18 protein-coding genes are annotated in these 17,861 nt (G+C 70.0%); 5 read left to right on the forward strand and 13 right to left on the reverse strand.

Going from position 1 to position 17,861, the window contains the following annotated elements:
* The first annotated feature begins 22 nt into the window (after window positions 1-22).
* Window positions 23-592 (forward strand): TetR/AcrR family transcriptional regulator, encoded by a 570-nt coding sequence (locus ACP699_RS09050; protein ID WP_426170696.1) that lies wholly within the window; start codon window positions 23-25, stop codon window positions 590-592.
* 9 nt (window positions 593-601) lie between these two features.
* On the opposite strand, the gene ACP699_RS09055 is transcribed toward ACP699_RS09050, so the two are convergent.
* The 5 genes from ACP699_RS09055 to ACP699_RS09075 all read right to left on the reverse strand — a co-directional run bounded on the left by ACP699_RS09055 (window position 602) and on the right by ACP699_RS09075 (window position 5,368).
* Entirely contained in the window at window positions 602-1,582 is a 981-nt protein-coding gene (locus ACP699_RS09055) for a DNA-methyltransferase (protein ID WP_426171562.1), read from the reverse strand.
* 68 nt (window positions 1,583-1,650) lie between these two features.
* A complete protein-coding gene (locus tag ACP699_RS09060; protein ID WP_055866034.1) occupies window positions 1,651-2,700 on the reverse strand; it encodes a lipoate--protein ligase family protein in 1,050 nt (349 codons plus the stop codon).
* A gap of 38 nt (window positions 2,701-2,738) precedes the next feature.
* On the reverse strand, window positions 2,739-3,476 hold the full coding sequence (locus ACP699_RS09065) for a DUF1684 domain-containing protein (RefSeq protein WP_017829453.1): 738 nt from the start codon (window positions 3,474-3,476) through the stop codon (window positions 2,739-2,741).
* Window positions 3,477-3,743: 267 nt separating this feature from the next.
* Entirely contained in the window at window positions 3,744-4,595 is an 852-nt protein-coding gene (locus ACP699_RS09070) for an alpha/beta fold hydrolase (RefSeq protein ID WP_426171564.1), read from the reverse strand.
* 35 nt (window positions 4,596-4,630) lie between these two features.
* Entirely contained in the window at window positions 4,631-5,368 is a 738-nt protein-coding gene (locus tag ACP699_RS09075; protein ID WP_055866040.1) for a copper homeostasis protein CutC, read from the reverse strand.
* A gap of 59 nt (window positions 5,369-5,427) precedes the next feature.
* On the opposite strand from ACP699_RS09075, the gene ACP699_RS09080 reads away from it, so the two are divergent.
* The 3 genes from ACP699_RS09080 to ACP699_RS09090 all read left to right on the forward strand — a co-directional run bounded on the left by ACP699_RS09080 (window position 5,428) and on the right by ACP699_RS09090 (window position 7,558).
* Window positions 5,428-5,868 (forward strand): MarR family winged helix-turn-helix transcriptional regulator, encoded by a 441-nt coding sequence (locus ACP699_RS09080; protein ID WP_426170700.1) that lies wholly within the window; start codon window positions 5,428-5,430, stop codon window positions 5,866-5,868.
* A gap of 5 nt (window positions 5,869-5,873) precedes the next feature.
* Window positions 5,874-7,208, forward strand: a complete 1,335-nt coding sequence (locus tag ACP699_RS09085) for an MFS transporter (RefSeq protein ID WP_082524278.1) — start codon at window positions 5,874-5,876, stop codon at window positions 7,206-7,208.
* A gap of 62 nt (window positions 7,209-7,270) precedes the next feature.
* Window positions 7,271-7,558, forward strand: coding sequence for a hypothetical protein (locus ACP699_RS09090; RefSeq protein ID WP_055866047.1), 288 nt, complete (start codon window positions 7,271-7,273; stop codon window positions 7,556-7,558).
* A 108-nt stretch (window positions 7,559-7,666) separates the two neighbouring features.
* Here the strand turns inward: ACP699_RS09090 and rocD are convergent, their stop codons facing one another.
* The 7 genes from rocD to ACP699_RS09125 form a co-directional block, all read right to left on the reverse strand.
* Window positions 7,667-8,872, reverse strand: coding sequence for an ornithine--oxo-acid transaminase (rocD, locus tag ACP699_RS09095; protein WP_055866050.1), 1,206 nt, complete (start codon window positions 8,870-8,872; stop codon window positions 7,667-7,669).
* Window positions 8,869-9,747, reverse strand: a complete 879-nt coding sequence (gene ddaH / locus ACP699_RS09100) for a dimethylargininase (protein WP_055874540.1) — start codon at window positions 9,745-9,747, stop codon at window positions 8,869-8,871. The genes rocD and ddaH overlap by 4 nt, the downstream gene beginning before the upstream one ends.
* A gap of 183 nt (window positions 9,748-9,930) precedes the next feature.
* Window positions 9,931-10,941, reverse strand: a complete 1,011-nt coding sequence (locus tag ACP699_RS09105) for an NAD(P)-dependent alcohol dehydrogenase (RefSeq protein ID WP_426170704.1) — start codon at window positions 10,939-10,941, stop codon at window positions 9,931-9,933.
* Window positions 10,938-11,168, reverse strand: a complete 231-nt coding sequence (locus ACP699_RS09110) for a helix-turn-helix transcriptional regulator (protein WP_055866058.1) — start codon at window positions 11,166-11,168, stop codon at window positions 10,938-10,940. The genes ACP699_RS09105 and ACP699_RS09110 overlap by 4 nt, the downstream gene beginning before the upstream one ends.
* Window positions 11,168-11,602: a hypothetical protein gene (locus tag ACP699_RS09115; RefSeq protein ID WP_055874546.1), complete on the reverse strand. Its 435-nt coding sequence runs from the start codon at window positions 11,600-11,602 to the stop codon at window positions 11,168-11,170. The genes ACP699_RS09110 and ACP699_RS09115 overlap by 1 nt, the downstream gene beginning before the upstream one ends.
* Window positions 11,603-11,683: 81 nt before the next feature.
* Complete coding sequence (locus ACP699_RS09120) at window positions 11,684-15,334, reverse strand: proline dehydrogenase family protein (protein WP_426170707.1); 3,651 nt, start codon at window positions 15,332-15,334, stop codon at window positions 11,684-11,686.
* A 76-nt stretch (window positions 15,335-15,410) separates the two neighbouring features.
* On the reverse strand, window positions 15,411-15,971 hold the full coding sequence (locus tag ACP699_RS09125) for an acyl-CoA thioesterase (protein WP_031205706.1): 561 nt from the start codon (window positions 15,969-15,971) through the stop codon (window positions 15,411-15,413).
* A 131-nt stretch (window positions 15,972-16,102) separates the two neighbouring features.
* Between ACP699_RS09125 and ACP699_RS09130 the strand changes: the two genes are divergently transcribed.
* Window positions 16,103-16,612, forward strand: coding sequence for a GNAT family N-acetyltransferase (locus tag ACP699_RS09130; protein ID WP_031205707.1), 510 nt, complete (start codon window positions 16,103-16,105; stop codon window positions 16,610-16,612).
* Between the two features lie 84 nt (window positions 16,613-16,696).
* Here the strand turns inward: ACP699_RS09130 and ACP699_RS09135 are convergent, their stop codons facing one another.
* Complete coding sequence (locus ACP699_RS09135) at window positions 16,697-17,848, reverse strand: acetyl-CoA C-acetyltransferase (RefSeq protein ID WP_426170710.1); 1,152 nt, start codon at window positions 17,846-17,848, stop codon at window positions 16,697-16,699.
* Window positions 17,849-17,861 lie beyond the last annotated feature (13 nt).

A 17,861-nucleotide genomic window follows, 5' to 3' on the forward strand; every position in this document is an offset into this window, starting at 1 on the left:
TCGCGCCGGTTACCCTGGAGCCATGGCGACACGAGGGGCGTATGCGAAGGGCGTCGCCAAGCGCGAGGAGATCCTCGAAGCCGCTCTCGCCGTCGTCGCCGAGCACGGATACCGCAAGGCCTCTGTGCGGGAGATCGCGGATGCCGCCGGCCTCAGCCCCGCGGGGCTGTTGCACTACTTCGGCAGCAAGGAAGAGCTCTTCGTCGCGATCCTCCGCGCCAGAGACGACCGCGACGAGCAGGGGTACGCGGGCGAAGACGCCTCCAGCGCCTTCCTCGCGGTCATGCGCCACAACACCTCCGTCCCCGGACTCGTGCAGCTCTACGCGCAGCTGGCCGCCGAGGCGGGAGACCCCTCGCACCCCGCTCACGCCTACTTCCGCGAGCGCACCGAGCGGGTCGAGGCCCTCACCCGCGCCCAGGTCGCCGAGGATCAGAAGGCCGGCCGGATGCGCGACGACCTCGACCCCGCCTGGGTGGTGCGCACTCTGCACGCCCTGGCCGATGGGCTCCAGGCCGCGTGGATGCTCGATCCGTCCCTCGACATGGCCGCCGAGATCGAGCAGTTCCTCGTGTTGCTGCGTCCGTCCTGACGACCCGCGTCAGTCGAGCGTCGTCGCCTCGGCGTGCGGCATCCGCGCCCTCATGATCCGCACCGCCTCGGGGTTGTCGTCCACGAGCACGGCGTCCCGACCCAGCGCCGAGGCCACCGCTCCCGTCGTGCCGCTCCCGGCGAACAGGTCGAGCACACGGTCTCCGGGACGACTCGATGCCGTCACGATGCGGCGAAGGATCCCCTCCGGCTTCTGCGTGGGATAGCCGGTCTTCTCCCGCCCCGTCGTCGGCACGATCGTGTGCCACCAGACGTCGGTGGGCAGCTTGCCGCGCGCGGCCTTCTCAGGGGTGACCAGTCCCGGCGCCATGTAGGGCTCGCGGTCGACCTCGTCGGAGTTGAAGACGTACTCGCGCGGATTCTTGACGTAGACCAGGATCGTGTCGTGCTTGGTGGGCCAGCGACTGCGCGACTTGGCGCCGTAGTCGTACGCCCAGATCAGCTCGTTGAGGAAGCAGTCCCGCCCGAACACCGCGTCGAGCATGACCTTCGCGTAGTGCGCCTCCCGATAGTCGAGGTGCAGATAGAGGGTGCCGTCGTCGGCGAGCAGCCGCCACGCCTCCTCGAGCCGAGGCATGAGGAAGGCGCCGTAGTCGTCGAAGCGGTCGTCATAGGCGCGCAGCATCCCGCGCACCCGCTCGTACGCGTGGCCGTGGAATCCGTGCCGCACCTCGGTCTCGAGCTCGGGCATCCCCTGTGCAGAAGTCCTCGGATCCGATCCGGCCGCCCCCGCGCGGTCGCCGGATTCCGGGGCCGGGTCGACGTCCGGTACGGACTCTCGAGGAGCTGTGGACGTCCGCCGCGCGGTGACCACCTGCCGCTCCTGCGTGCGACCGGTGTTGAAGGGCGGGTCGAGGTACACGAGCGTGAACGATCCGGAGGGCAGGGTCGCGGCCACGGCGAGGTTGTCGCCCTCGACGATCGTGACCGCACCGCGCACGACGGGATCGGGCACGACGGGATCAGGCACGACCGGCTCGATCGCCGGCGCGGCGTCCGGCGGGTCCGCTGCGGCGGAGAGGTCGGGATCCGGCGCCGTCACGGCACCCGATGCAGCCACGCCTCGGTGGCGAACTTCGACTCGACGAGGGCTTCGGCATCGGCGTACTCGTCGGCCGAGATCGATCCGGTCTCGGCGTCGGTCAGCGAGCGGAAGGTGTCCTTGAAACGCTCGATGATCTCGGCGCGCTCGAGCCCGGTCTGACTCCGCAGCGGATCGACGCGCTTCGCTGCGGAGGTCGTGCCCTTGTCGCTGAGCTTCTCGCGACCGATGCGGAGGACCTCGGTCATCACCTGTCCGTCGATGTCGTACGACAGGGTCGCGTGGTGCAGCACTCCCCCGTTGGCGAGGCGCTTCTGGGCAGCACCGCCGATCTTGCCGGTCGGACTCGCGATGTCGTTGAGCGGCTGGTACACCGCGTCGATGCCGAGCGAGCGCAGCGCCTGCAGCACCCAGTCGTCGAGGAACGCGTAGGAGTCGGCGAAGGTCATGCCGGCGACGAGCGATGCGGGCACGTACAGCGAGTACGTGATGATCTGTCCGGCCGCCATCAGCATCGCCCCTCCGCCGGAGATGCGGCGGACGACGTCGAACCCGTGGGTCGCCGCGCCCTCGGGGTCGACCTCGTTGCGGTACGACTGGAAGGATCCGATCACGACGGCCGACTCGTTCCACTCCCAGATGCGCAGGGTGGGTCGACGGCGGCCCTCGCCCACCCGCGAGGTGAGAACCTCGTCGAGGGCGAGGTTCATGCGCGGCGAGACGGCCTCATCGTGCACGATCTCCCAGTCGAAGTCACGCCAGCCCGGAGCTGTCACGAGCGCACGGCGTACCGCGGTGCCCACGGCCTCCGGGCTGAAGCCGAGCAGCTGGGCGCCGTCGGGAAGAGCGCCGCGGACAGCGTTCGCGATCACCGTCGCGTCCGACTCGACCGGCAGTCCGTTCACGGCGGCGTTGATGTCGTCCAGCGCCGAGTCGGGCTCGAGGAAGAAGTCGCCGGCGAGGCGGAAGCGGGCGATCCGATCGTCCTCGATCTCGAGGTCGACGACGACGAGCTTTCCACCTGGGACCTTGTATTCACCGTGCACGGTTCCAGCTTAAGGCGCGCAGCCCCGGTTCCGGCGGGTCAGCCTCCGAGCACCACCACACGCTCCCCGGCGCGGATGGGCGTCGAGTACCGGTTGCCGACGGGCGGGAGCGGGCACACGAACTGGTCCGAGAACGCGCACGGTGGCAGGTAGGCGCGGTTGAAGTCGATCACGGCCGTGCCGTCGGCGGCGGGTTCGTCGACCGGGAGGAACCGGAAGCGGTACGTCTCGAGCCCGTTCGTGCCGTCGGCGAAGACCGCGCCCAGCGCTCCCTGAGCGCTCCGGGTCACGGTCAGCGTCTGCGGAGCCCCTGCCAGCTCGAACCGCAGTCGACCGGCGACGGGCGTCTCCCGCGCATCCCCGTCGACCGACGTGATCACGATCTGCTCGCCGGGCGTCTCCTCGAACACGGCCGGCAGCCGCCAGCGCTCGTCGGGGGCGTAGGCGTCGATCGCCGTGAACCACTCGCGCTGCGGACGGGCCGGATTCAGCACCCGCAGGGCGAGCGTGCCGTGGCGCTCGAACACGCGCAGCTCGCGGCGTCCGAGGCGGATGCTCTCGCCTCCGCGCAGCACGACGGTGGATCCCGCCCGACCGAGCTCGCTGCCGCGGATGCCCCCGTCACCGGTGAGCGCCCAGAGACCGGGGATGCCGTCGACGGCCGCCGCCTCGGTGATGAGCCAGTTCGTCGACTCCAATGCCGACGGACCGTACTCCGAGCCCGCGTAGCGCTCGCGTGACGCGTGCCAGTCCTGCCAGTCCTTCACGAAGCTCATCGGAGCGGTCCCTCCCGTGCGAGGGCACCGCAGAACGGGGCACTCCTCGCTCATGCGCGGAATATTGCCCCGAATCTACGGGGGCTCCGCGCCGGTCGAGGCAGCAGCGTCACACGTCTTCACCGCGCGTAACGCCGCGTCACACCGGCCTCATCCGGGAACACCTCACGCCCGCACCCACGGTCCTCGCCGAGACCCACCGTCACAAGCGTTCGCCACCGTGGGTATGGGCGAGGAGCATGGGTCTCGGCGATGAAGCCGCGAATCTCAGCGCGCGGGGATGTGCGTGTCGAGCCAGGCGAGCACGTCGGCACGCACCTCTTCCTGCTGCAGCTCCGCGAAGATCTCGTGACGCGCATCCGGGTACACGAGCGTCGTGACGTCGGTGAGGCCGGAACGGTTGCGGTACTCGTCGGCGAGCTTGTGCACGCTGCGGGGTCCGCCCACCGGGTCGTCCCGACCCACGAGCAGCAGCATCGGGATGTCGTATCCGAGGTCCTTGGCCGGGCGGCCGTAGAGCTTCGCGGCCTCGATCGGGCCGAAGAGCTTGAGCAGCGGCACGTCGGTGGTCAGCGGATCCTCGTCGAACGCCGCCCACACGGCAGGATCGCGGCTGAGCCACTCGAGACCCGTGGCCCCCTCGCCTGCCCAGCGCGCGTTGAGCGGCGCGGCGTTCAGCGAACCGGGCATCCGCAGTGCAGATCCGGAGAGGATCACGGCGTCCCAGGCTTCCGGGTGATCGTTGACGAGCATCTGCGCGAGGAACGAGCCCCAGGAATGCCCGAGCAGCACGAGCGGGAGATCGGGGTTCTCCTCGCGGATGATGCCGGTCAGCTGCCAGACCGCCTCTTCGGCCGCGCGCAGTCCGCCCTTGCCCAGGCGTCCGAGCTTCTCGGGTCCGCCGTGCTGACGGATGCCGGTGCGTCCGTGCCCGCGGTGGTCGTCGGCGTAGACGTGGAAGCCGGCGCCGGTGAGCGCGGCGATCAGCGCTCCATATCTCCCGGCATGCTCGCCGACGCCGTGCAGCAGCTGCACCACGCCCCGAGGCGTCCCCTGCGCAGGATGGACGTCATAGACGATGTCGACGCCATAAGCGTCGGTGAACTCGCGGGTATCCATCACGGTGCGAGCCTACTCACCCTGCGAGAGGGCGGCTACCGCGCGAGGGCGTCCCGGATCGCGAAGGCGATGTCGCGGTCGGTGACCTCGTAGCCGCCGACCCCGTCGGAGGCCGACCCCATGCGCACGCCCCCGTCCTCGGTCACAGCGCGCTTCGCGGAGAAGTGGATGGCGTCGACGCCCGCCGCCGCCAGCACCGGAGCACTGGTCACGTCGACGCCGCTGCCGGCCATGATCTCGATCTCGCCCTCGGCGGCGGCGACCAGAGCGCGCAGCGTCTCGATGCCGTCGATCGCGGCGGATGCCCCGCCCGAGGTGAGCACGCGGCGAAGGCCGAGCTCGCGGGCGCTCTGCAGCGTCGCGACAGGATCGGCTGTCACGTCGATGGCACGGTGCAGGGTGACAGGCGCGCCCCCGGCGGCGTCGCGCAGACGGGCCATCGCGAAGAGGTCGAGGCGCCCTTCCGCGTCGAGAGCTCCGATGACGACACCTGCGGCACCGGCGGCGACCGCGCGGCGGACGTCGCGTTCGGAGACGACGAGCTCGTCCTCGGTGTAGTGGAAACCGCCCGCGCGGGGCCGGATCAGCACGTGCACCTCGGGGCCGTCGGCACCTGCCGCCTCGACGGCGAGCTCGAGGGTCGCGGGAGACGGGGTCAGCCCGCCGAGGGCGAGGGCCGTGGCGAGCTCGACGCGGTCGGCGCCGACTTCTGCGGCGATCCGCACTCCAGCGGGGTCCTGCACGGCGATTTCGAGAGCGAGCGTTCGGGTCACCCCTCCATTGTGCCCGCTGCCGAGATGGCATCCGAAAAATTAGATAGGCTATCTAAGTAATGTCTGCGTCTGATGAATCACTCCACCTCACCGCCACAGACCTTCGCATGGCCACGTTCCGGCTGGCCCGCCGCCTCCGCTGCGCCCGCGCCGCCGACTCGATGAGCGACGCGCAGCTGGCGGTGCTCGCCGACCTGCGCATGAACGGCCGCCGCACGGTCTCCACCCTCGCCGAGCGCGAGCGCGTCACGGCCCCCTCGATGACCAGCACGATCAACGGCCTCGAGGAGCAGGGCTACGTGGTGCGCACGCCCGATGAAGACGACCGCCGCCGTGTGCAGGTCGCCATCACCGCGGCAGGCACCGAGATCGTCGCCGAGACCATCCGACGACGCGACGAGCTGCTCGCCGACATGCTGCGCGAGGTCGAATACACCGAGGCCGAGCTCACCACGCTGCGCGAAGCCAGCGCGCTGATGAGGCGGGTGGTCGAACAATGAGCGCCATGTTCCGCTCCTTCGCGAACATCAACTACCGGATCTGGTTCGCGGGCGCCCTGATCTCCAACGTCGGGGGATGGATGCAGGCCACCGCTCAGGATTGGGTGGTGCTCACCGAGCTGACCGACAACGACGCCACCGCGATGGGCGTGACGATGGCCCTGCAGTTCGGGCCTCCGCTCGTGCTCGTGAGTCTGACCGGGTGGGTGGCCGACCGCTTCGACCGACGGCACATCCTGTTCGCCACCCAGTCGGCACTGCTCGCCTTGGCCATCGCCGTCGGCGTACTGCTGCTGAACGACCTCATGACGCTGCCGATGATGTTCGGCTTCGCCCTCGGGTTCGGCATCGTGAACGCGTTCGACGCCCCGGCCCGGCAGGCGTTCGTCTCCGACATGGTCTCCACCGGCGACACCTCCAACGCGGTGGCCCTCAACTCGGCATCGTTCAACCTCGCCCGCATGGTGGGGCCTGCCGTCGGCGGCCTGCTGATCGTGGCGATCGGCTCGGGCTGGGTCTTCATCGTGAACGCGGCGACCTTCCTGGCGATGCTGCTCGCACTGATGCTGATGCGCCGGAGCCTGCTCGCTCCGCGTCTGAAGAACCGCAACCGCGGCGGACTCGCGGCCGGATTCCGCTACGTGTGGGGGCGCAGCGACCTGCGCGTGGTGTTCGTCACGGTGTTCCTGATCGGCGCGTTCGGCATGAACTTCCCGATCTTCGCCTCCACCATGGCTCTCGAGTTCGGCGCCGGGGCCGACGGGTACGGCGTGCTCAGCTCGGTCCTCGCGATCGGCTCGCTGATCGGAGCCCTGCTCGCCGCCCGACGCGATCGAGCCCGCGTGCGCGTGGTGATCCTCGCCGCCGGCGGGTTCGGCATCGCCGCTTTCGTCTCGTCGGCCATGCCCACATACGCGTCCTACGCCGTCACCCTGACCTTCACCGGGTTCATGATCGTGACCCTCCTCACCACCGCCAACGGCTACGTGCAGATCACCACCGATCCCGCTCTGCGCGGACGTGTGCTCGCCCTGTACATGGCGGTCATCATGGGTTCGACACCCGTCGGGGCGCCGATCGCCGGATGGGTCGCCGACACCTTCGGACCGCGCGCCGCGATCATGCTCGGCGGCACCGCGGGATTCGTCGCGTGTGCGATCGGCGTGATCTGGGTGGCGACATCTGGCCGCCTCCGGCGCGATGAGAATCGCCGCTTCCTGCTCACGCTCGACGAGACCCGCCCCCTCCGTGTGATCGAGGTCGACCCGATCGAGTTCAGCGACGAGGCGGCTGTGACCACACCGATCCGCAGCGCCAAGAAGAGCGAGCGCGAGAACTGACCCGCGTCAGGGCGTTTGTCAACGCCCTCTCCGAGACGAACGCCTCGACGTACCGTCGATGCATGGACGAGAACACGGAACGCACCCCCCACCCGCAGGATCCGGCCGAGGGCGCGCGCCGCGTCGGAGGAGCCGACGAGGACTCCGGTCAGGGCGACGGCACCGGCGGCGCGATCCAGGGAGACAGCTCGCGCGGAGAGTCGACCGGCGGCGCCATCCAGGGCGACGCAGGCCAGGGACACCGCGCGGCGCTCGGCGGCGACGAGACCACCGAGGATCAGCTCGACGCCGACAACGAAGCAGAAGAAGACACCCTCAAGACGCTCGACCCGGACTCGCCGCCGGCCTGAGCACGCACGAGGGCAGCGCCACCGCCAGCCGTCGCCATCCCCAGGCCACGGCCCTCCCCTGCGGTGGCGTTGCCCGTGCCCGCGTACGCGGAGGCGGGATGCGCCTGATCAGGCGCCCAGCACGAGCTTGAGCTGCTCCACCGCCCAGTCGAGTTCGGTCGCGCGGATCACGAGCGGCGGTGCGATGCGGATGGTCTGTCCGTGCGTGTCCTTCACGAGCACACCGCGTTCGAGGAGCTTCTCGGCGATCTCGCGACCCGTGCCCTTGGCGGGATCGATGTCGACGCCGGCCCAGAGCCCGGCGATGCGCACGGCGGTGACGCCGTGGCCGATCAGCGGCTGCAGCGCCTGCTCGAGATGGGCGCCGAGTGCACGCGCCCGCTCCTGGAACTCGCCCGTCTGCAGCATCTCGACCACGCGCAGGCCCACGGCCGCAGCCAGCGGGTTGCCGCCGAAGGTAGAGCCGTGCTCGCCCGGACGGATGACGCCGAGCACATCGGCGTCGCCGACCACGGCCGAGACCGGGAGGATGCCGCCGCCGAGCGCCTTGCCGAGCAGGTAGAGATCGGGCACGACGCCCTCGCGGTCACAGGCGAACGTCTCGCCCACGCGCCCGAGTCCGGCCTGGATCTCGTCGGCGATGAACAGCACGTTCTTCTCGTCGCAGATCTCGCGGATGCGGCGCAGGTACCCCTCCGGCGGGATCACGACGCCGGCTTCGCCCTGGATCGGCTCGACCAGCACGGCCGCCGTCTCGTCGGTGATGGCCGCGGCGATGGCCTCCGCGTCTGCGTACGGCACGACGTCGAAGCCCGGCGTGTAGGGGCCGAAGTCGTCGCGGGCCGTCTCGTCGTCGCTGAAGCTGACGATCGTGGTCGTGCGGCCGTGGAAGTTACCGGCAGCCACGATGATGCGCGCCTTGCCCTCGGGGATGCCCTTGACCCGGTAGCCCCATGCACGGGCGACCTTGATGCCCGTCTCGACGGCCTCGGCCCCCGTGTTCATCGGCAGCACGAGGTCTTTGCCGGCAAGCTCGGCGAGCGCCGCGGCGAACGGTTCGAGCCGGTCGCTCTGGAACGCACGGCTGACGAGCGTCACCCGTCCGAGCTGCTCGGTGAGCGCCGCGACGAGGGCCGGGTGCCGGTGGCCGAAGTTCACGGCCGAATACGCCGCGAGCAGGTCGAGGTAGCGCTTGCCCTCGACGTCGGTCACCCATGCCCCCTCCGCGCGGGCGATGTTCACCGGCAGCGGGTGGTAGTTGTGTGCGACGTGCGGCTCGGCGCCTGCCGCGGTGGTCTCGTCGAGCGCGGTCACTTCGCACCCCGCAGTTCGAGCGTGCAGCACTTGATGCCGCCGCCGCCGAGCAGCAGCTCGGACAGGTCGACCGTGATGGGGTTGTATCCGCGCTCGCGCAGCTGCTTCTCGAAGCCCTTCGCACGCGGCGAGATGACCACGTTGTAGCCGTCGCTCGCCGAGTTCAGGCCGAACACCGAACCGTCTTCGTCCGACACCAGGATCGCGTCGGGGAAGCGCTCCTCGAGGATGGCGCGGCTCGCGTCGTCGAAGGCACCGGGAAGGTAGGCGATGTTCGCGCGCTCCGGGCCGCCGTTTTCCGTGCCCTGCACCGGGTCGAGCACGGCGATCGCGGTGTCGAGGTGGTAGAAGCGCGGGTCGACCAGGTTGAGCGAGACGACCTCGCGACCGAAGACCTCGCCGACCTCGCGGTGGCTGTCGCCCGTGGAGCGGAAACCGGTGCCGGCCAGGATCACGTCGCCGACGAGCAGGAAGTCTCCCTCGCCCTCGTTGACCTCCTTCGGCATCACGGTGTCGTACCCCGCGGCGCGGAACCACTCGGCGAAGGCCGGCGACTCGCCCTGGCGCTCGACGAAGCGGAACTCGGGCACGTAGGCGCGGCCGTCGATGAGGAAACCGCCGTTGGCCGTGTAGACCATGTCGGGGTACCCGGCGAGCGGCTCGATGAGCTCGACCTCGTGGCCCAGCTCGATGTAGAGGTCGTAGAGCTTCTGCCACTGGGCCACCGCGTTGGCGGTGTCGGTGGGCTTCGTCGGCTCCATCCACGGGTTGATGGAGTAGTTGACGGTGAAGTGCTCCGGCTTGCACATGAGATAGCGGCGGTGGTGCGCGGTGCGGGCGGGGGCGGTGGAGACGGCGGCTTCAGGCGTCGACATGGGTGCTCTCCTCGGAGGACGGGCGCGGCGGACGCTGTCCAGGGGCCCGGCGGTCCTTCGACCCTTCACTCGTTCAGAGCGGGCTTCGGGGAAGATGCGACTCGGGCACGCCGAGGTCCATTGTGTCACCCGCCCCCTGTACGCCGCCAGAGCGCCGTGCGGTGCCGCCCCCTCCGGGCGGGATCAGGAGCCGGTGACCACGAGCTTGCCGACGGTGTGACCGGCCTCCAGCCGCGCGAGGGCGGTGGATGCTTCGCCGAAGGGGTACTCGCGCTCGATCACCGGCACCACGCGACCTTCGGCGACGAGCTCGAGGAGCTTCGCCAGCACCTCGGCGCGGGGCGACGCGGCGAGCGGTCGGATGCTCCGCGAGCCGATAGACAGGAACACGGCGCGCAGCATCCGCGGCAGAGGGCCGAGCACGTGTCCGCCGTCGCCCGTGACCAGCACGACGTTGCCGCCGGGAACCACGAGGCGCTTCAGCTCTCGAAGCGGGATGCCTCCGGCGATGTCGATGATCACGTCGAATCGCCCGTCCGGTAGCGCGCTCAGCGGCGACACTCGGTGATCGAACGTGCGCACGGCGCCCAGCTGCTCGACCAGGGGAGCGTTTCGGTCACGGCAGCTCGCCCAGACCTCGGCGCCACGAAGGGCCGCGAGCTGCACCGCGAACGTGCCGACGCCTCCGGAGGCGCCGATGATCAGGACCCGCGGCGTGGCACCGCCGGAACGACCGCCCTCCGAGATGCCCAACCCGGCGAGATCCAGCGCCTGCCACGCGGTTCCTCCCGCGACGGGGAGGCATGCGGCGGCCTCCGGCTCGACGCCGGTGGGGATCGGCACGAGTCGCGACGCGGGTACGGTCACGTACTCTCCGAGCCCGCCACCGCCGACCAGCTCGCCGACGACCTCCTCGCCGATCTCGGCGCCGACGACGTCGGGACCGACGGCGACCACGGTGCCGGCGACCTCGATACCGCGCACGGGGTACTTGGGACGGGTCATGCCGAACACCGGCCGCACCAGCAGAGGATCCCCGAGCAGGAGGCGCACATCGCCCGCGTTCAGGGCCGTGGCGCGCACCCGCAGCAGCACCTCCCCACGGCCGGGCACGGGCACCGGGATGCGCTCGAGGGCGACGCCGTCGGCCGAACCGTAGGTCTCTCGGCTCCACGCCTTCATCGATCGGTTCATGATGCTGCTCCTGATGTGTCGGGGTATTCGAAGATGTCGTCGAGGCCGACGCCGAAGGCGCGGGCGATCTGGAATGCGAGTTCGAGCGTCGGCGAGTACTTCTGCTGTTCGATCGCGATGAGCGTCTGGCGCGTCACGCCGACCGTGCGCGCGAGCTCGGCCTGGGTGAGTCCGGCCTGTTCGCGATGCATGCGGATGGTGTTCGAGACGCGGGTGGGCTTGACCATCAGACGAGGCCCCGCCGGTAGGCGATCACCCGGGCGATGCAGCCGATGAAGGCCGACACCGCGAAGCCCGCGAACATCGTGTTCGCGATCCAGAAGACATCGGCGCCGACCGCGCACAGCGCGATGACGCCGAGTCCGGCGATCACCACGAAGCCCTGTTCCACACGGCCGCCCATCCGGCTGATGTCGCGGTCGCGGATGTCGGAGCGACCGACGCCGTCGGGGTCTTTGATCCCGGCGATGAGCCCCCAGCCGATGCTGACCACGATCGTGGCGACGATGCCCCCACCGATCACCCACAGCATGAGCGGGAACCAATCGACGTCGGTGAGCGGGCCTCCCCCGGCGTTCTGGAGCACCAGCACGACGTACGCGACCATCACGATGGGGCTGACGATCAGCCCGGCCCAGGCGTTGCGTTCTTCAAAGACCATGACGACTCCGATGTAAAAGATTGTTGACACGCTCAGCGTACGTCGACGCCGGAGGTGTGTCAAGAATTCTTTACACGAAGATCAGATCACGTCGCTGCTCCACGGGTCGAGGTTGCCGTAACGGTGCGCGGTGATCGAGATCGACTGCTCGTGCACGAACGGCAGCAGCTCGATGCGCGCGGCGGCCGTCACCTCGCCGTCGTACACCGCGAGATCGGGATCACCGGCCGAGGCGGTGGCGAGCTTCGCGCGAAGAGCGGCGACCCCGTCACGGCCGCCGACCAGCCGCACCCGATCGCTCGCCGGCAGCGCGACGCCGTCGGAGGCATCATCCTGCCGCAGCATCCGCTGCAGCCACTCGTCGTCGCTCTCCAGGAACACCGGGGCATCGAGGTCGCTGAGGGCTCGACGCACGTCGGCGGGCACCCCCACCGGTGTCGAGATGACGAACTTCGCACCCGAGCGCACTCCGGCGATCACGACGCGCAGCAGGTCCTGCAGAGCCGCATCGTCGGTCGCGCGAACCTCGACGGGCACCGGCCGGTAGCGGAAGAGGTTTCGCTCCACGCCCAGACGCGAGACGTCGCGCACCTGCCCGAACTCCCGGTCCCAGGCGAGCGCATCCGACAGTGCGGAGCGCCGGAGCCACTCGAACGACTCGTAGGCGAGCGACGACTGGGCCGATTCGATCAGGGCCGTGATGCGGGAGTCGAGCCCCCGCAGATGCAGGGTGCTGGAGGCCGGTCCGCCCGGCTGCGAACGCCACGACCCCAGGCCGATGAGGTAGTTCGGGCCACCGGCCTTGGCACCGGGACCGACCGAGGAACGTTTCCACCCGCCGAACGGCTGGCGCTGCACGATCGCCCCGGTGATGCCCCGGTTCACATAGAGGTTGCCGGCCTGCACCCGTCCGAGCCAGTACGACAGCTCCTCCGGGTCCTGGGTGTGCAGACCTGCGGTGAGCCCGTAGGCGACGGCGTTCTGCATCTCCACGGCGCGCGCGAACGTCGGCGCGTGCATCACCCCCAGCACCGGTCCGAAGAACTCCTCGGTGTGAAAGCGCGACCCCGGCTGCACACCGACACGGATGCCGGGCCGCCACAGCCGTCCGCTGCCGTCGTCTCCCGGTGCGAGCGCGGGCTCGATCAGCCACTGCTCATCGCCTTCGAGCTCGCTCAGCGCCCAGGCGAGCTTGCCGTGAGGCCGCTCGATCACAGGGCCCACCTCGGCCAACGGATCGGTCGGCTGCCCGACGTGCAGCGAGCGCACGGCGTCGGCCAGCTGGCGGGCGAACCGAGCCGAGCGTCCGACCGGACCCACGAGGATCGCCAGCGACGCCGCCGAGCACTTCTGCCCGGCATGCCCGAAGGCGCTCTTGACGAGGTCGGCGACGGCGAGGTCGAGATCCGCCGACGGGGTGATGATCATGGCGTTCTTGCCGCTGGTCTCGGCGAGCAGCGGCAGGTCGGGCCGCCAGGAACGGAACAGCGCGGCCGTGTCCCACGCTCCGGTGAGGATCACGCGATCGACGGCGTCGTTCGTGATGAGCGCGCGCCCGAGCTCGCCCTCCTCGATGTCGACGAGTGCGAGGAGGTCGCGCGGCACCCCCGCCTGCCACAGGGTCTCGGCGATCACGGCAGCGCAGCGGCGGGCCTGCGGCGCGGGCTTGAAGACGACGCCGGAACCTGCGGCGAGCGCGGCGAGCACGCCACCGGCGGGGATCGCGAGGGGGAAGTTCCAGGGCGGTGCGACGACGGTGACCGCCGCCGGGACGAACACGGCTCCGGCGATCGCGTCGAGCTCGCGCGCCTTGGCCGCGTAGTAGCGGGCGAAGTCGACCGCCTCGCTCACCTCGACGTCAGCTTCGGCGAAGATCTTGCCCGTCTCGGAGGCCGCGACCTCGATGAGATCCCCCCGACGCGATTCGAGCGCGGCCGCAGCGCGCAGCAGCACCTCGGCGCGTTCGGCGGCGGGCCGCGCGCCCCAAGACGGGGCCGCGCGATGCACGCCCCGCACGATCCGTTCGAGATCCTCCGCATCCGAGACCCGCGCGACCGCGATCGTGGCGGCGCCGAGGTCGGACGCGGGGATGCGCTCGCGCACCTCACGCGCCCACTCGCGGTTCGCAGGGAGGGCGGGGTCGCTGTCGGCGGTGTTCGAGAAGCCCGGCGCTCCGCCGGCATCCTGATCCAGCTCACGGGCGGAGTACACGGCCGTCTCGAGGAACGCCTCCCGTCCTCCGTCGTCGGAGCCGCGCGAGATGCCGAGCACCGCCTTGGTGAGGTCGGTCTCGGGCACCGGGGCTGCGGGGGCCGTCCGCACGGACTCGTGCACGGGCGCGCTGCGGTCTTGCGTGCGACGCGGCCCGATACGCAGCGTGGGGTCGCCCGCTCTGTCGAGCGCATCGAGGAAGCGGTCCTGCTCCCGCACGAACAGCGATTCGTCCTCGCCGAGGCGGAACGCGGCGGAGAGGAAGTTCTCCGACGAGGCGTTCTCCTCGAGCCGGCGCACCAGGTAGCTGATGGCCACGTCGAACTCGGCGGGCTCCACGACCGGCACGTACAGCAGCACCGGGCCGACCTCGCGCGAGACGGCCTGCACCTGCCCCTGTGCCATGCCGAGGAGCATCTCGAACTCGACGGCCTCGCGCACACCCCGTTCCCCCGCCAGCAGCCACGCGTAGGCGATGCCGAAGAGGTTGTGCCCCGCGACGCCGAGCTTCACGGCCGCGGCGCGCTCGGGCTGCAGCGCCCAGTCCAGGCAGCGCAGGTAGTTGGCGTCGGTGTCGAGCTTGGTGTCGTAGGTCGCGGGCGTCCAGCCGTGCATGCGCGCCTCGACGTGCTCCATCGCGAGGTTGGCGCCCTTGACGAGTCGCACCTTGATGCGGGCGCCGCCGTGCGCGACACGGTCCTGCGCCCAGGCGGTGAGCTCCTGCAGGGCGGGTAGGGCGTCGGGCAGGTAGGCCTGCAGCACGATCCCGGCCTCGAGCCCGGTCAGGCGCGGGTCTTCGAGGATGCGCGTGAAGACCGCGATCGTGAGGTCGAGGTCGCGGTACTCCTCCATGTCGAGGTTGATGAAGGTACCGTCGGCCGCCGCGGTGACGTACAGCGGCAGGAGGCGAGCGACCACCTCGTCGACGACCTCGTCGAACGCCCACATCGAGAGGTGGCTGATGATCGCCGAGACCTTGACCGAGACGTAGTCCACATCCGGGCGCTGGATGAGCGCGTGGATGCCGTCGAGCCGCCGCCGCGCCTCCGTCTCGCCGAGCACGGCCTCACCGAGGAGGTTGAGGTTGAGACGGGAGCCGTTCGCCCTGATCCGCTCGATCGCCGCTCCGAGTTTCGCTGGGCGCGCGTCGACGACGAGGTGGCCGACCATGTCGCGCAGCACCCGGCGGGCGATCGGCACCACGGGCGAGGGCAGGATCTGCGCGACACCGCCGCCGAGACGCACCACCGAGCGCAGGTACCAGGGCAGGAATTCAGGCACGATCGGGGCGATCCGGTGCAGCTGCGAGGCCGCTGCGGTGAGGCTCTCCGGGCGCATGACGCCATCGACGAAGCCGAGCGTGAACGGCAGACCGTTGACGTCCTGCAGCACCCCGGCCAGACGCTCGGCGGCAGGGTCGACCTCGGCGGCTCCTGCCTCGATCACCCACCGACGAGCGAGCTCGACGGCACGGTCTGCGAGGGGTGCGGATGCCACGGCATCCGACAGGGAGTCAGCCATGGATTTCAGCCTAGGTCCGTGCTCTGGTTTGCACGGTATACAGGCCCGTCCCGGGCTGGCTACCCCGTCGCTTCTTTCAGCCCCAGACGCTCGGAGCCTTCACCCGCACGGGAGGGAGGGCGGATGCCGCCGCCCAGTCGTGAACCCACGCATCGATCTCCGGCACGCCTTCGGGCTTGCCCACGGCGGCGAACAGCTCTTCGTTGCTGACGGTGCCGCCGGTACGGCGCAGCATGCGCGAGCGCACGATCACCCGCGCGTAGATCTCTCCGTCGACGACGGCCCTGTGCTCGAGGAACACCGCCTTGTCGTCGTGGCCGATGAAGCGCGACTGCACGTCGAAGCGCTGCCACAGCTGCAGCGACTTGCGGAACGTCACGGTCTCGCTGGACACGACCGCGTACCAGCCGTGCTCCTTCATCGCGTCGAACAGCCCGGTTCGTATCAGCAGATCCCAGCGTCCGAGGTCGAAGAGCGACAGGTAGCGCCCGTTGTTCATGTGGCGCAGGATATCGATGTCGGTCGGCAGCGTGGTCAGGCGGATGCTGCTGACCGCCGACGCATCGAGGGTCTTCCCCCGTCGCACGCGGCGGCGAGCGCCGAGGATTACCAGGAGGGTCCGCCAGATCACGTTCACGAGGATCGATCGTAGCCAGGAGCGCACGATCGGCGAACATCGTTGTGCGAACCCTCCATGCCCGCGCATCGGGTGTCATCGAACATCCACTCGATTTCCTCTTCGTGGACGCCGCGCGTAGAGTCACGAACATGAGCGCCGAAGCCCAGCCTGAAGTCATCGTCCGTCCGGTCCGTGATGTGGATGCGGAAGCCCTCGGTCGCGTGCACGCGCAGTGCTGGCACGAGACCTACGACCACCTGATCAGCAAGGCGGCGCTGGAGAAGGTCTCGCCCCGCCGCATGGCCGAGCTGTGGACGCACTGGGCCTCGCAGGGCCCCGAGTTCACGATGAACGCCGCGCTCGTCGACGGCGAGATCGTCGGCTTCGTCGGCTCCGGTCCCGCCCGCGACAAGGACGCTCCCGCGTTCCGCGAGCTCTACTTCATCTACCTGCTCGATGCGTGGCACTCCACCGGCATCGGCCAGAAGCTGTTCGACGCGGCCGTCGAGAAGGACGAGCCGCTGTATCTGTGGGTCGCCGAGGACAACCCCCGCGCGCACCGGTTCTACGCGCGCAACGGCTTCCGCCTCGACGGCGCATCGCACACCGAGCCGTTCCTGGGCGAGACGCTGACCGAGGTCCGCTTCGTCCGCCCCTGATCGATCGCACACGCGAGAGCGGGCCGTCTCCCCGAGGAGGCGGCCCGCTCTCGCTGTCTGCGCTGATGCTCGCGCGACGGCAGGTCAGAGGCGCTCGATGATCGTCACGTTCGCGACACCGCCGCCCTCGCACATCGCCTGCAGGCCATAGCGTCCGCCGGTGCGCTCGAGTTCGTTCAGCATGGTCGCGAGCAGCCTCGTGCCGGTCGCACCGATCGGGTGGCCGAGCGCGATGCCGCCGCCGTTGACGTTGACCTTCTCGTAGGGGGCGTCGAGCTCGCGCATCCAGGCGAGGACCACGGGAGCGAAAGCCTCGTTCACCTCGAACAGGTCGATGTCGCCGATGCCGAGCCCCGCACGCTCCAGGGCGTGCCTGGTCGCCGGGATGGGCGCCGTGAGCATGAGCACGGGGCTGGCGCCGCGGACCGTCATCTGATGGATGCGTGCGCGCGGCGTGAGTCCGTGTTCGCGCACGGCCCGTGTGCTCGCGATGAGCACGGCGCTGGAGGCATCGCTGATCTGCGACGACACGGCGGCCGTGATCCGTCCGCCTTCCCTGAGCGGCGCGAGCTGTGCCATCCGCTCCAGGGTCGTGTCCCGGCGCACGCCTTCGTCGTGGTCGAGACCGTTCAGCGGGGCGATCTCGTTCGAGAAGCGACCTTCGTCCTGCGCGACGGCCGCGCGGCGGTGGCTCTCCAGGGCGAACTGCTCCATATCCTCGCGGGAGGTGTCCCACTTCTCGGCGATCAGCTCCGCACCGGCGAACTGCGAGATCTCCTGGTCGCCGTACCTCTCGCGCCACCCCGGCGACTCCGCATACGGGGTGGTGAATCCGTAGGCCTGGCCCACGATGGCCGCCGCGGTCAGGGGCACCTGCGACATGTTCTGCAGACCGCCCGCGATCACGAGGTCGTTCACGCCGCTCATCACGGCCTGCGCCGCGAAGTGCACGGCCTGCTGGCTCGATCCGCACTGGCGATCGATCGTGACACCGGGCACATGCTCGGGGAATCCGGCGACCAGGGCGGCGGTGCGTGCCACGTTCCCCGCCTGTCCGCCGATCGCGTCGATCGCCCCCAGCACCACGTCGTCGATCGACCCGGGGTCGATCCCGACCCGATCGACCAGCGCGCGCAGGCTGTGCGCACCGAGATCAGCCGGATGGATGCCGGAGAGCGATCCGCCGCGCCGTCCGACCGGGGAGCGGACCGCATCGATGATGTACGCCTCGGCCATGATCTTCCTTCCG

Origin of the sequence: Microbacterium sp. DWRC1-3 (genome assembly GCF_049896645.1) — a bacterium.
Classification (GTDB): Bacteria; Actinomycetota; Actinomycetes; order Actinomycetales; family Microbacteriaceae; genus Microbacterium; species Microbacterium maritypicum.